This window comes from Streptomyces sp. MS191 (assembly GCF_008042125.1).
GTDB lineage: Bacteria > Actinomycetota > Actinomycetes > Streptomycetales > Streptomycetaceae > Streptomyces.
In genome coordinates, this window is the sequence record NZ_RDBI01000020.1 from 48,435 (window position 1) to 61,105 (window position 12,671).

At 72.0% G+C, this 12,671-nt stretch carries 13 protein-coding genes and 1 tRNA gene; 4 read left to right on the plus strand and 10 right to left on the minus strand.

The window, feature by feature from the left end; translation table 11 throughout:
* Nucleotides 1-110 precede the first annotated feature (110 nt).
* Complete coding sequence (locus EAO71_RS02680; protein WP_147976137.1) at nt 111-1,895, minus strand: GTPase; 1,785 nt, start codon at nt 1,893-1,895, stop codon at nt 111-113.
* A 6-nt stretch (nt 1,896-1,901) separates the two neighbouring features.
* The gene (locus tag EAO71_RS02685; protein ID WP_147976138.1) at nt 1,902-3,521 is read right to left on the minus strand and encodes a dynamin family protein; all 1,620 of its coding nucleotides are present in this window, start codon (nt 3,519-3,521) and stop codon (nt 1,902-1,904) included.
* Between the two features lie 304 nt (nt 3,522-3,825).
* Here EAO71_RS02685 and EAO71_RS02690 point away from each other — a divergent pair.
* Nucleotides 3,826-3,898 (plus strand) — tRNA-Arg (locus EAO71_RS02690).
* A 166-nt stretch (nt 3,899-4,064) separates the two neighbouring features.
* Here the strand turns inward: EAO71_RS02690 and EAO71_RS02695 are convergent.
* The 5 genes from EAO71_RS02695 to EAO71_RS02715 all read right to left on the minus strand — a co-directional run bounded on the left by EAO71_RS02695 (nt 4,065) and on the right by EAO71_RS02715 (nt 7,541).
* Entirely contained in the window at nt 4,065-4,265 is a 201-nt protein-coding gene (locus EAO71_RS02695; RefSeq protein WP_261991958.1) for a site-specific integrase, read from the minus strand.
* Nucleotides 4,266-4,325: 60 nt separating this feature from the next.
* Nucleotides 4,326-4,622, minus strand: a complete 297-nt coding sequence (locus EAO71_RS02700; RefSeq protein ID WP_147976139.1) for a hypothetical protein — start codon at nt 4,620-4,622, stop codon at nt 4,326-4,328.
* Between the two features lie 359 nt (nt 4,623-4,981).
* Nucleotides 4,982-5,428 carry a hypothetical protein gene (locus EAO71_RS02705; RefSeq protein ID WP_147976140.1) on the minus strand — a complete coding sequence of 149 codons (447 nt, stop codon included), beginning with the start codon at nt 5,426-5,428 and terminating at the stop codon, nt 4,982-4,984.
* Between the two features lie 116 nt (nt 5,429-5,544).
* Nucleotides 5,545-6,798, minus strand: a complete 1,254-nt coding sequence (locus tag EAO71_RS02710; protein ID WP_147976141.1) for a DUF7224 domain-containing protein — start codon at nt 6,796-6,798, stop codon at nt 5,545-5,547.
* Nucleotides 6,795-7,541: an ABC transporter ATP-binding protein gene (locus EAO71_RS02715; protein WP_147976142.1), complete on the minus strand. Its 747-nt coding sequence runs from the start codon at nt 7,539-7,541 to the stop codon at nt 6,795-6,797. Before EAO71_RS02715 ends, EAO71_RS02710 begins: the two co-directional genes overlap by 4 nt.
* 817 nt (nt 7,542-8,358) lie before the next feature.
* Between EAO71_RS02715 and EAO71_RS02725 the strand changes: the two genes are divergently transcribed.
* The gene (locus EAO71_RS02725; protein WP_147976144.1) at nt 8,359-8,769 is read left to right on the plus strand and encodes a RidA family protein; all 411 of its coding nucleotides are present in this window, start codon (nt 8,359-8,361) and stop codon (nt 8,767-8,769) included.
* 116 nt (nt 8,770-8,885) lie between these two features.
* The gene (locus tag EAO71_RS02730; RefSeq protein ID WP_147976145.1) at nt 8,886-9,371 is read left to right on the plus strand and encodes an Imm21 family immunity protein; all 486 of its coding nucleotides are present in this window, start codon (nt 8,886-8,888) and stop codon (nt 9,369-9,371) included.
* An 86-nt stretch (nt 9,372-9,457) separates the two neighbouring features.
* Here the strand turns inward: EAO71_RS02730 and EAO71_RS02735 are convergent, their stop codons facing one another.
* The 3 genes from EAO71_RS02735 to EAO71_RS02745 all read right to left on the minus strand — a co-directional run bounded on the left by EAO71_RS02735 (nt 9,458) and on the right by EAO71_RS02745 (nt 11,971).
* Nucleotides 9,458-10,603 (minus strand): RNA polymerase sigma factor, encoded by a 1,146-nt coding sequence (locus tag EAO71_RS02735; RefSeq protein ID WP_147976146.1) that lies wholly within the window; start codon nt 10,601-10,603, stop codon nt 9,458-9,460.
* On the minus strand, nt 10,600-11,007 hold the full coding sequence (locus EAO71_RS02740) for a YciI family protein (RefSeq protein ID WP_147976147.1): 408 nt from the start codon (nt 11,005-11,007) through the stop codon (nt 10,600-10,602). The genes EAO71_RS02735 and EAO71_RS02740 overlap by 4 nt, the downstream gene beginning before the upstream one ends.
* A 124-nt stretch (nt 11,008-11,131) precedes the next feature.
* Complete coding sequence (locus EAO71_RS02745) at nt 11,132-11,971, minus strand: hypothetical protein (protein ID WP_147976148.1); 840 nt, start codon at nt 11,969-11,971, stop codon at nt 11,132-11,134.
* 305 nt (nt 11,972-12,276) lie between these two features.
* On the opposite strand from EAO71_RS02745, the gene EAO71_RS02750 reads away from it, so the two are divergent.
* The gene (locus EAO71_RS02750; protein ID WP_147976149.1) at nt 12,277-12,669 is read left to right on the plus strand and encodes a TOBE domain-containing protein; all 393 of its coding nucleotides are present in this window, start codon (nt 12,277-12,279) and stop codon (nt 12,667-12,669) included.
* Nucleotides 12,670-12,671 lie beyond the last annotated feature (2 nt).

Here is a 12,671-nt window from a genome sequence, read left to right on the forward strand (position 1 = left end):
GCGCTTCCGGTTGTGGAGAGCCAGGAACATGTGGACAACCTCGTCACGCTTCCGGGGGATGGACCCGCCAACGAGCCCTGCGGGACGACCCCCTGGGCAGGGTCGGGCCGTCACCTCAGGCGCGCGCCCCGGCGGGTCGCCCCCAGCCGCGAACCGGCGGCGATCCGGGCTCCCGCCCGCGTCCCCGACACCGTCACGTACTGTTCGCGCACCTCCCGGTAGCGCATCAGCTCGGCCGAGATCGGGTCCAGGACCCGTGCCCGCCCACATGCACCGGCCGCCTCACGCAGCTTGCGCTCGGCCTCCTGCCCGTAGCGCCGGGCCGGTCCCTTGACCGCCGCCGCGCACGCCCACTCCACCAGCGGCCCGCCGACGATGCCGGCGACCATGATCAGGACCGGCGGCAGCAGCCCCGGCTCGACGGCACCGACGATCTGTCCGACCAGCCAGAGCGCGCCGAAGATCTGAAGGAACGTCATCAGCACCTGTGCCAGCACGGCGGCCGGCCACCAGGCGGGCCGCGGCGGACGTGCGGCCGGGTCCCCGACGCTCGCCGTCAGCTCGTCCAGTGCCTCGGGCAGCCCCTCGGCCCCGCGCACGGCCGCCTCGCGGACCGCCTGCGCCCAGGGCACCGGCAGCCCGCGTGAGGCCTCGTCGGCCACGACCCGTACCGCCTGCTCCACCCGCTGGCGTGCCGTCAGCTCCTCCTCGGCCGGCGTCTCGGGCGGCGGCACGGCGCTGCCGTGCTCGCGCACCCGCTCGTACCAGCGGTACAGCCGCAGCCAGGGCGTGCCGCAGGCGCGAATGGCGTTGCGGCGCCAGACGCGTTCGGCGGCCTCGCCGGCCGCCGAGGCGCCCACGGCGACCGCGAGCCGGGCGGCGAAGTCCTCCCGCGACCGCTCCCCCAGGCCGGTCTGGCCGTCGGCGACGTACACCGGGCGGAGCCGTGCCGCCGCGGCGTCGACGTCGGCCGACAGCCGCCGGGCGGGCGCGGTGCGCTCCTGGACGAAGCGGCCGAGGAGTTCGCGCAGGTCGCCGACGCCCTCGCCGGTGAGGGCGGAGAGGGCCAGGACCGTCGCGCCGGGCTCGCCGTGCTCGCCGAGCGCCATGCCGTCCTCGTCGAGGAGGCGCCGCAGGTCGTCCAGGACCAGGTCGGCCGCCTCGGTGCCCAGCCGGTCGATCTGGTTGAGGACGACGAAGGTGACCTCGGCGTGGCCCGCGAGCGGCCGCAGGTAGCGCTCGTGCAGAGCGGCGTCGGCGTACTTCTCCGGGTCGACGACCCAGATCACGGCGTCGACCAGGCCAAGCACCCGGTCGACCTGGTCCCGGTGGGCGGTGACGGCCGAATCGTGGTCGGGCAGGTCGATGAGGACGAGCCCCTGCAGCTCCTCGTCACCGGCACCGCCCGCGAGCGGCCGGCGGCGCAGCCGGCCGGGGACCGCGAGCCGGTCCAGGAGCCCCGCCGACCCCTCCGACCAACTCAGCGCGATGGGCGCGGAGGTGGTCGGACGGCGCAGGCCGGTCTCGGACACCGGGACGCCCGCGAGGGCGTTGAAGAGGGTCGACTTGCCGCTGCCCGTGGCGCCCGCGATGGCGACGACCGTGTGCCGTGAGGACAGCCGCTGGCGGGCGGCGGCCTCGTCAAGCACCCGTCCGGCCTCGGCGAGGGTGTCGGTCTCCAGCCGGGTGCGGGAGAGGCCCACGAGCTCGTGCAGGGCGTCGAGGCGGGTACGCAGAGGGCCTCCGTACGTGCCGCCGAGGGCCGGAAGGTTGTCCTCCGGGTCGTCGGCGTCCCGCTCCGCCTCGTGGGGAAGGAGCGGCTGACCGGCCCGTTCGGCCGCCCGCCGTGCGATCAGCCCGTCATCCCAGCGGTCGTCCACCGTGCTGCTGCTCACCGGTCCTCACTTCTCCTTCTGCAGTACGGAGAGCGCGGCGATCAGCGCCGCCTGCGGCTCGGGGGTCACGTCGAGGGCTTCCAGCGGAGCGATGCGCAGGTCGCGTTCGGCGTGCAGGGCACCGTCCACGTACGCGGCGACGAGCTCGCCCCCCTTGTCGCGCAGGCGCAGGGCGGTCTGCGCGCCGAGGAGTTCGGCGAGCCGTTCGCCGGCGGCGCGGGTGCGGCGGCCGCCCAGGAGCGCGGCGGCGAGCAGGGCGGCGACGGTGTCCGCGTCGGGGGCGGCGGTACGTGCGGGAGTGGTGCGGTCGGTGGTGCGCAGCTCGTCCTCGACCAGCTCTTCGAGGACCCGGCGCCAGCGCCGTACCGCGATGCCGATCCGCTCGCCCGCCTCGCGGTCCGGCGCGCCGGGTCCGGAGTGGCCGGGATAGGTGCCGAGGGCACCGGCGGCGGGTTCGCGCCGCCAGGCGTCCCGTACCCGCTCCTCGGCCGCGGCGACCGCGCACTGCACCAGGGCGCCGAGGGATTCGACGAGGGCGTCGAGGAGCTCGTCGGCGGAGCTGTCCCGGGGGTAGCCGCGCCAGCGGGTCCGGGCGTCGCCCGCGAGGACGGAACCCCGGCGGAGCTGCTTCCGTACCCGCTCGGCCTGCTCCTCGTACGCGGCCTCGACCGCACCGCCGAGCCGTACGGCGGCGGCGTACTGGGCGGCGACCGCTCCGGCGAGCTCGGGCATGCGGGAGTCGAGGGAGTCGATGACCCCGGCCGCGGTGCGGCCGACGGCCTGCTGCCGGGCGGCGGGGTCCAGGGCCCGGTGGGCGAGCCAGGCGCGCAGCGGGGCGACGGCGGTGTCGGGCAGCAGGCCGCTGCCGCCGCCGGCCGACTCCGGAAGCTCGGGGATGGTGAACCGGGGCACGTCCCCGAGGCCGGCCTTGTCGAGGAGTGCCTCGTACTGGCGGGAGACCTCCCCGATGACCTGGTGGGGCACCCGGTCGAGGACGGTGACGAGGGAGGCGTCGTACTCCTTTGCGGTACGGAGCAGGTGCCAGGGAACCGCGTCGGCGTACCGCGAGGCGGTCGTCACCATCACCCAAATGTCGGCGGCGCACATCAACTCGGCGGCGAGCAGCCGGTTCTCGACGACGAGGGAGTCGATGTCCGGCGCGTCGAGCAGCGCGAGGCCGCGGGGCAGGGCGGAGGAGGTCTCGACGCGCAGCGCGTTGTCCTCCGGGGGCTCCTCGGCCGCGTCGTCGTCCTGCTGGGGCAGCCACACGCGGGTGAGCTGCGGCAGGACCCGCAGACCGGCGAACCAGTGGTGGTCGTCGGGGTGGCAGACCAGCACTGGGGTGCGCGTGGTGGGCCGGAGCACCCCCGCCTCGCTGACGCGCCGCCCCACAAGGGAGTTGACGAGGGTGGACTTCCCGGCCCCGGTGGACCCGCCGACGACGGCGAGGAGCGGGGCGTCGGGATCCTTGAGCCGGGGGACCAGGTAGTCGTCGAGCTGGGCGAGCAGCTCGACCCGGGTCTGGCGGGCGCGTGGGGCGCCTGGGAGAGGGAGAGGTAGACGCACGGCGGCGACACAGTCGCGCAGGGCGGAGAGTGCGTCGATCAGCTGAGGCCGTTCGTCCAAGGTCACCACATGCGAAGAATGCCCAATTTTGGAGCCTTTTTGAAGCGTATAGCGGTCCTACGCGCCGACCGAACGGCTGATGACGCGAGGCTCAGGCATAACGAGTGCACAACACCCGGGCCGAGTGGCGCAAAAAGCGCTGCGGGAATCGCACCTGCCTGCGATTATCGTTCCGCTTCACCGAACCTCCACATCGTGCCACGCAGGTGAAGCAACCGGGCCAAGGCGAGCAGAGCCCTATCCTTGTCCCGGCAAAGGCCACGCCCCACCCACCAGGGGGCTGCGGCCGCCCGGCCACCAACCGGCCCCCGTAGCTCAGTGGATAGAGCAGGTGCCTTCTAAGCACTTGGCCGCAGGTTCGAGTCCTGCCGGGGGCGCAAGATCGGGACCCTCCTTCGGGAGGGTCTTTTTGCTGGTCAGGGATGGTTTTCGCGAGGCCGCGCAAGGCCGGGCACGCCTCCTGGCGGGCAGGGAACGTGTCCGGCCGGCACCGGCTCATCCCGCGTTTCTGCGGGTGGCCCCGGTGAATACGCGGTGGAGTTTTCAGACCCCCGTCGCGGCCGGGCCGGGCAGCTCCCCCGCTCCCTCGATCCGCTGCTTCAAGTCGTCGAGCTGGCCGTCGATGCACCGGGCGTAGGTGGCGAGGAGGACAGGGACGCCGTTACCCGTCCACTCGGCCGCGGTCGCCGGCGGGACGCCTGCGTCGAGCCGGTTCGTGACGCAGGTGTGCCGGAGGTCGTACACGCACCGGCCGAGCGGGGTGCCGCACCCGTACGGGGTGAGCGCTTCCTTCCGGGCTCGCCTCTACGCGCGGCGAATCACGGACCCGGCGAGGTCCCCGCCCCTCTCCCCCTGCAGCAGGAGTTCGCCGGGCTTCAGCCCTTCCTTCTCGATGTGGGCCCGGAGGATCCGAGTCAGGGCCGGACGGCAGGGCACCGTCCGCGTGTCGTCCGTGGCCCGCCCCTTAAGCCCTCGCACCTCGCGCACCTCCCCCGTGTCCATCCACTGCTTCCCGACCTCGGGGTGAGTGGTGTGGAGCAGCAGCTCGCCCCACTGGTCGTCGGCGTCGGGCAGGCGTACGTCGCCGACGTCGATCGCCACGACCTCCTCGGGCCGTGCGCCGCGTAGTACATCGTGGCGAAGAAGGTGTGCGGCCGCCGGCCTCCCCACGGCCGGGCGTAGACCCAGCCGAGCAGTTTGGCGGCTTGCTCCCGGTTAAGCAGCGACCGCTCGTCGACGGCCGAGGAGTCTTGGACGCGGCGGCGCCCTTGCCCTTCGGGAGCGGGTTCTCCTTTTGCGGCACGCACGGCCCGACCCTTCGCCGCGCCGCGCGGAGTCGAGCCAGAGCGGCGGGCGCCGCAGGTGGTGAGCAAGCGGTCAGCAGGCGGGAGTCGATTGCGCTGGCGGGCCGCGCAGGCTCTTCGGCGTCGCTCGGCAGGGCCCTCAAGGGGCATCGACCCTTACTCCGAGCGCCCTGCCTCCGGCAGCGTCAGCGCGAGGGCGAACAGGACAACTGTGATCAGCCACGCAGCCAGGTTTCCGGCCGGGTAGAGGGGGAGGGCCCACCAAGCATGGGAGGGGTTGCCATCGGGTTGGTGGGTGCGGCCGAGGACGAGGTTGATGACGAGCAGGAGCAGTCCTGCTCCTGCTGCCGTCGCCTCGTTGGCGAGGCGGCGTGTGATGAGGGCGACGGCGAGGAGGAGAGTGACGTTGCGGGCGACGTCCATTCCCACCACCAGCCCGGCCGAGTGGGTCAGCATCGCGGTGAGGATGAGAGCGCCGTTGTCGTACCGACGGATGGGAGTCACCGCTGTGCTCTCCGCTTCGCACAGTCTTCGCTCGAGGCAGTACATGACGGCGACGACGATCAAGATCGGGGTGAAGTAGGCGAGGCGGGCCCCGACCATGCCGCGCAGGCTCGGAACGGGTATCTCACTGGACCCAACCGATCCGCACACCACAACCAGCACGGCGACTGCGAGGGGAACGGTCCACCACCGGCGTACGGCGATCACGTAGCTTCTCATGACACGACCCGGACGCAGTGCTTCTGGCTCACGGCTGTCTTGTTGAACCATCGGGCCTGTTCATGGACCGGTAGTCCGCGGACCTTCTGGAGCGCCGCCCAGTCCGCGGGGAGCATTCCCTGCCGTATGACGCCTTCGTCGACTCCCATCGCCAGGGCTGCCCAAGCTGCGGCAGGCGAGCCCGGCTGTCGGCAGTCGGTCACACCAGCGAGTGCGGCCGCCCCGGACACTGCCGACTCCGCCAGATCCACCGTGTACTGGACGCGGTCACCTCCGCCGCCGAAGGGCGGCAGTGACCAGAACAGCGGCCATGTGCCCGGCTCGAGCGGTGTCACCGCGGAGGCGACGCGCAGCTCCTGCGGCGCGGGAATCCCGGCATCCTTCAGTCTCCCCAGGGGCGTGAGTGCATCCCGCCGCAACTGCGCGGCGTAGGGCTCGTACTCCGGCGGCACGCACACCCTCGGCGCCTGCCCGGTACAAACCGGGGCGACATGGCGGGGACTTGTCGGGGGCCGATAGCCCCAGTCGATCACCAAACTGCGGCCTGCCGTGAATGTGGCTATTGCTCCCAGGATGCCGACCGCTGCGATCCAGGGGCGTCGGCGCACACCGGCCAAGGACCAGAAGGCGAGGGCGAACCCGGCGACGATGAGCCACGGCACGATGAACACGGCGGGCTCGCGCACGTCGGTGACGGTGGATGTCCCGTCGATGAAACCACCCAGGTGTCGCATCCAGGGGTTGGCCATCGCGTGCGGCATGGAGAGCCAGGCCCAGCAGCTGATCCCGACCGCGGGGGCTGCAATGCTCCTGGGCAGGACGAGCCCGAGACACCAGCCGATGACGAGCCAGCCGAGGGGGAGCACGACCAGATGGGCCACGGCGAGCCACCCGGTACCGCCGGGCCACACGCCCACCGCCGTGCGAGCCACCACGAGCGCCCCGGCGACAAGGACGAGTTGGAGTGTCAGGACCGGTGCAGCGGCCCTCAGGAGCTGCACCGGAATACGGCGTGCGCTGGTGGTGCGCATGGCGCCCAGCCGGCGGTGGCGGCCCGCCTCCCACGCAGCGGCCCCGGCCACCGCAGGGGCGATGATCGCCACGGCGAAAGCGGCAAGTTCGCCGGACTGGACCCCGTATCCCGACGGCGCGGTGTACGTGACATCGTCGATGTACAAACCGACGTAGAACAAGGCGGGTAGGGCCAGCCACGGTGCAGCAGAGGCCCGGAGATTTGCCCAGGTGATCATTCGGTCGCCTCCAGCAGTGAGGCGTAGGCGCTCTCCAGGCGTCGGCCTTCCGCGCAGTCCGGTTGGGCGTGGGCTGCGAACTCCTCGACCGACCCCTTGAACCTCGGTCGGCCCGCTTCGAGTACCACGACCTCGTCGAAGGCCTGGTCGAGGTCGCCGATGTCGTGGGTGGAGACGATCACATGAACGGTGCCGCGTAGCGAGATCAGCAGGTCGAGGAACCTGCGCCGCTGATGGGGGTCCAGCCCCACCGTGGGTTCGTCGAGAAGCAGCAATTCGGCTTCGTGGACCAGCGCTTGCGCGATGGCGATCCGCTGTCGCTGGCCTCCGGACAGCGTCTTGATCCGATGGTTGAGCTTGTCGCTGAGCCCGACCCGCTCGATTGCCTCCGGCGCGGCGCGCCAGGCGTCGCGCTCTCGCATGCCCTTGAGCCAGCCGACATACGCCACATGCTCTCTGCATGTCAGGCCGGGCAGGAATCCGGGGCGCTGCGGCAGCCAGGACACCTTGTGCCGGTAGCTCCGTACATGCCTGGGATTCGCCGGGTCGAGCTTTCCGTAGCGGACGAGCCCGGCCTGCGGCTGCGAGGCACTGGCGCCGAGGGAGAGCAGAGTGCTCTTGCCCGCGCCGTTGGGTCCCAGGAGCACGGTGTGGCCCGCGGAGAACGCCAGGTCGAGCTGTTCCAGGACTGGGCGTGATGTGCGGGAATAGCGGAACGTGCAGGACTGGTAGTGCAGGGGCATCGGTCGTACCTCGGCGCCGGAGCGAGATTCCTCCGGGCTGCGCCGACGCAGGGTGGGCGCAACCGGAGGAAGAGAGAAAAAACAGCCGTGACCATAGGTTTGGGATCGGTGTTGCATCAACGACCCGTGCCATCTCGGCCATCAGTTCGTCAGATCACCATGCTGGTTGACTGAGACACCTCCGCAGCTGTGTCGACGTGAGGTCGTGGGCCCGGGCGCCACCGGGAGCGGGCCGGCCTCGCGGGACGCGAACACGCGGCGCGAGGAAGCCGTGCGCCTCCTGCAGGCGAGCAGAGATCCGGGTGGGAGACCGGCCGGATACAGACCCCGGCGCTGGTCGACCTCGACCGCAGGCTCGCACGCCATGGATCCCCTGATCACCCGACTGCGCGACGATCGTGATCACAGGTGCTGCCGTCTCGCCGCGTGACCCGTCGCGGGATTCGGGTGGTGCGCGAGGATTCCGGCTCCGGGTCCACCGGGCAGCGGCCGGCCAGGTATTCCTGCCTGGTTTCAATCCCCCGAGAACGAACGACGCCGCTCCTGCCACTCTGCGCCGTCGTGAACGATGAGTTCGACCGACGAGACGTGGCGGGCGAACGGAAGTCTGCCCGCGAGGTCGACGACCCCGGTAAAGGGGAGTTGCGGCTTGACTCCGACGGCCGGTGCGCCATCGTCGGGTTGCCGGTGCAGTGGAGGGTGTCGCGGGCCGCGCAGTCCTTGCGTCGTGGGTCGGCGGGGAAATGGGGAGACGGGACCAACGGGGCGTTGGCAGGATGTCTGCGCTGCACGCCCGACGCGAAAGGACCCGGCCGCCATGGCTCGTGCCATCACTCTGATTCGCTCCGCCTCCCTCTCCGATGTCGCCGAGTACGCCTACGCGGCCACGGCACCTGCCGAGGCGCGCCTGATCTTCCTCGCCGGGGCGTGTCCGCTCAACGACGACGGCTCCACGGCAGCGATCGGGGACTACGCGGGTCAGGCGGCCAAAGCCATCGAGAACATGCAGGCCGCTCTCCGGGACTCCGGTGCGTCCCTCCGGGACGTCATCAGCACAAGGGTCCTCGTCGCGTCGGCCCGGCGGGAGGACCTGGTGGCTGCCTGGGAGGTGGTCCGGGAAGCGTTCGGTGACCACGATGTCCCCAGCACTCTGCTGGGTGTCACCGTGCTCGGCTACAAGGACCAGCTCGTCGAGATCGAGGCCGTCGCCGCCGTGCTCGATTCTTGAGACCCGTTGGCGTCCCGTAGGAGCCGAGCACGGCCGTGGACCTGAAGAGTTGCCGTCCCGCGGCTCATCACGGCCACGCTCAACGCCTGTCAGAGACGGGTGCGACGATCCGTCGCATGGCTACCTGGCTCGACCGCACCGACTTCGCCCGCTACGCGCTCATCCCGGAGGAACTCCTTCCGGCATGGGAAGGGAGCGAGGCGGACGACGTGATCGACGAGTACGTCTCGGCCCTGCGGATGGCCGGCCGCGACATCCTGACGCTCGGCGCCGAGCCGCTGTCCGTCACCTGGCTCGCCGAGCCCCTCACGTTCGCACGCTGGTGCTACGCCGACGACGACACAGGGCTGCTGCCAGCCGTCCACGCCGCCACGACAGCCGACGGCTGGAAGGACATCCTCTCCCTCGAACTCGGAGGGCGATACGTCCTCGCCGACGCCGCCTACGAGGCCGGCAGGATCCTCGGTTCCCTGCGGGATGCGCAGCAGCCGGCGGAGGCGCTCCGGGTCGAACTGTCGCCAGGCCGCTATCGCGTCCAGTCGCTGATCATCGATCCCGACCCCAGGACGCAGTTCATGCTGGAACGGCTGATGCCCGAATGATCGACCAGACAGAGGTCCTTCCCTCTGGTGGGATGCGGTCTTGTACGACGACGATCTCAGCCCCTCTCGAAGTGCAGCGGTCGCCGTCAGCCGCGCAGTCGCGCGTTGAGCCGGGCCGCCTGACGGGTGAGGTGGTCGCGTTCCGGGAGGTTGGGCGCGGACCGGGCGGCCTGGGCGTAGAGGCGTGCCGCGGTCGCCGCGTCGCCGTCCCGTTCGTGCAGGTAGGCGGTGACGGCGGCGTGCCGTGGCAGGGAGGGGTCGAGGTCCTCCAGCGCGGCCAGGCCGGCCCGTGGGCCGTCGGCCTCGCCCACCGCGACGGCGCGGTTGAGGCGGGCGACCGGGTTGTCGGTGAGGCGCACCAGTTCGTCGTACCACTCGACGATCTGCACCCAGTCGGTCTCCTCGGCCGTCCGGGCGTCGGCGTGGAGCGCGGCGACGGCCGCCTGGGCCTGGAACTCGCCCAGGCGGTCGCGGGCCAGGGCGGCCTGGAGCACCTCGATGCCCTCGGTGATCAGCCGGGTGTCCCACAGGCCGCGGTCCTGCTCGGCGAGCGGCACGAGCCTGCCGTCGGGGCCGGTCCTGGCCGGGCGCCGGGCGTGGTGGAGCAGCATCAGCGCCAGCAGGCCCGCGACCTCCTCGTGGTGGGACCTGACCGCCAGTTGGCGAGTGAGCCGGATCGCCTCGGCGGACAGGTCGACGTCGCCGGAGTAGCCCTCGTTGAAGACCAGATAGAGCACCCGCAGCACCGTGGCCACGTCATCGGGCTGGTCGAACCGGACGCCGGAGACGGTCCGTTTGGCCCTGCTGATCCGCTGGGCCATGGTCGCCTCCGGCACGAGGTAGGCCTGCGCGATCTGCCGCGTGGTCAGACCGCCGACCGCGCGCAGGGTGAGCGCGACGGCCGAGGCCGGCGTCAGGGACGGGTGCGCGCACAGGAAGTACAGCTGGAGCGTGTCGTCCACCGCCCGGCCCGGGTCGGGCGCGGGCTCGGCGTCGACCCGCTCCTCCCGGCGCCGCCGCGAGGTGTCGGCACGGACGGCGTCGAGGAACTTGCGCCAGGCCACCGCGACCAGCCAGCCCTTGGGATCCCGCGGAGCGTTGTCCGGCCATCCGCGCACGGCCTCGACCAGGGCTTCCTGCACGGCGTCCTCGGCCGCCGCGAAGTCGGCTCCGCGGCGGACGAGGACACCGATCACCGCGGGTACCAGCTCCCGGAGCAGCGATTCGTTCACTCGGTGGCCGTGGGCTGCTCGCCGTAGAACGGGCGCACCTCGAGCCACTCGTGGATCGGCTTCCCGCCCGCCCCCGGAGCCGCGGACAGCTCGCCCGCCAGCTCGAGCGCGCGCTCGTAGGTCTCGACGTCGATCACCATCCAGCCGGCGATCAGGTCCTTGGTCTCCGCGAACGGACCGTCGGTGACCGGCGGCCGGCCCTCGCCGTCGTAGCGGACGAACGTGCCCTCCGGGGAGAGCGCCTGGCCGTCGACGAACTCGCCGGTGGCCTCGAGCCGGGCGGCGAAATCACGCATGTACTGCACGTGGGCCGTCACCTCCTCCGGCTCCCACTGGTCCATCGGCACGTCGTTGACCGCCGCCGGCGCGCCCCGGTAGTGCTTGAGCAGCAGGTACTTGGCCATCGTCTTCTCCTTGCTGAGGTGCGGCCCATTGTGGCCGTGTTCCGCTCCTGGGACGGAGCCGCGCGCGGCTTCTCGACATCCCCTGGCGAAAATTTCCGCCGGACTTCGAGGACCCCGCCGGCGGTCAGTCCCCGTAGGTGCGGGCGACGAGTCTGCGTGCGGCCTGCGGGGCGATGCGCAGGGAGAATCCGTGGTTCGCGGCGACGGCCCGGGTGTGGTCCGCGGAGAGGGAGCCGTGGCGTTCGAGGGTCAGGGCGGGCGGCTTCGGGCCGTCGTCCCCGGGCACGTGGTGGAAGGACAGCACGGTCGTCGACGTCAGCGCGTGATGGGGGTGCCGGCGGCGGGCGGCGGCCTCGTCGTCGTGGCCGAGGAGACGGACGCCGGACTCGTGGCCGAAGTCCGCGAGCACGCCGTCGGCCCGCCAGTGGGCCGGCTCGTGCGCCGCGCCGGTCAGGTGCCGCGAGCGGTTCACCGAGGTGATGGAGAGGAACCGCGTGCCCGTCCGCTCCAGCGCCGCGGCGAGGAACCCGTTGGACGGGCACCGGTAGCCGGGGCCGATCAGCTGCACGGTGGGCATGCCGTCCCGTACGACCGTCAGGTGCGGCGGGACGCGCGTCGCCGCGGGGCCGCGGAAACCGAACGGGCCGAGCAGGAAGAGCTCTTCGACGAGGTCCTCGATCTGCCGGCGCGGGAGCTGCGGGGGCAGCAGGCTCCAGTCGAAGACGGAGCGGACCTGCTCGCGGACGGTGGTGACGCTGCCGGCCTGCTCCGCCGGGCGGCCCTTCATCCGGTTGACCCGCTCGACGACCGCCCGTTCGGGACGCGCGGTGAGGGCGTAGAAGTTGCCGAAGCCGTGCGCCACCGCGCACCCCTCGGCCAGGCCCCCGACCGCTCTCCGTACGTCTCCGGCGTCCCCCAGAGCCGGCACCTCGGCCGCCGTGTTCGTGCGCGGTCCGTTCACCATCCACCTCCACAGCTTGATCGTTATGACCGGGCAACGAGGGGGGACGGTCCCGGTCACCCCGCCGGAAGGGGGGTGGGCACGGGGCCGCCCGGACGGACGGTCGCGGCGACGGGCGCGGAGGCCGCCGTCGTACGGGAGGCGACGCGACCGGGTCGGCACCGGGGCGCCCGCGGGCCCGGCACCGTCCACCGGTCGAGACGCCGGTGCCGCCCCTTCGTCCGTTCCTCCAAGGGATCCCGCATCCGCGATGGACGGATCCACAGACTTGTTGCAGATGCCAGCCGGATCGCTCTACGGTGGCGCACATGCAGTCCTACACCATCGGGCAGGCGGCCCGTCTGCTCGGCGTCAGCCCCGACACCGCTCGTCGCTGGGCGGACGCCGGCCGGGTCGCGACCCATCGCGACGAGAGCGGCCGCCGGCTGATCGACGGCCGGGCGCTGGCCGCCTTCTCCGTGGAGATCGCCCAGAGCGGCACCGAGGAGGACGCGTCCTACACCTCGGCGCGCAACGCCTTCCCGGGCATCGTCACCGCGATCAAGCTCGGCGACGTCGCGGCCCAGGTCGACATCCAGGCCGGGCCGCACCGCCTCGTCTCGCTCCTCACCCGTGAGGCCGTCGAGGAATTGGGACTCGAAGTCGGCATGCAGGCCACCGCCCGCGTGAAGTCGACCAGCGTGCACATCGACCGCACCTGAAC

Excerpts from the sequence above, each read along its gene's own strand:
- EAO71_RS02705 (WP_147976140.1), bottom strand. The coding sequence starts at position 5,428 with ATGGTCGGGGCCCGCCTCGCCTACTTCACCCCGATCTTGATCGTCGTC.
- EAO71_RS02710 (WP_147976141.1), bottom strand. The coding sequence starts at position 6,798 with ATGATCACCTGGGCAAATCTCCGGGCCTCTGCTGCACCGTGGCTGGCC.
- EAO71_RS02715 (WP_147976142.1), bottom strand. The coding sequence starts at position 7,541 with ATGCCCCTGCACTACCAGTCCTGCACGTTCCGCTATTCCCGCACATCA.
- EAO71_RS02725 (WP_147976144.1), top strand. The coding sequence starts at position 8,359 with ATGGCTCGTGCCATCACTCTGATTCGCTCCGCCTCCCTCTCCGATGTC.
- EAO71_RS02730 (WP_147976145.1), top strand. The coding sequence starts at position 8,886 with ATGGCTACCTGGCTCGACCGCACCGACTTCGCCCGCTACGCGCTCATC.
- EAO71_RS02740 (WP_147976147.1), bottom strand. The coding sequence starts at position 11,007 with ATGGCCAAGTACCTGCTGCTCAAGCACTACCGGGGCGCGCCGGCGGCG.
- EAO71_RS02745 (WP_147976148.1), bottom strand. The coding sequence starts at position 11,971 with ATGGTGAACGGACCGCGCACGAACACGGCGGCCGAGGTGCCGGCTCTG.
- EAO71_RS02750 (WP_147976149.1), top strand. The coding sequence starts at position 12,277 with ATGCAGTCCTACACCATCGGGCAGGCGGCCCGTCTGCTCGGCGTCAGC.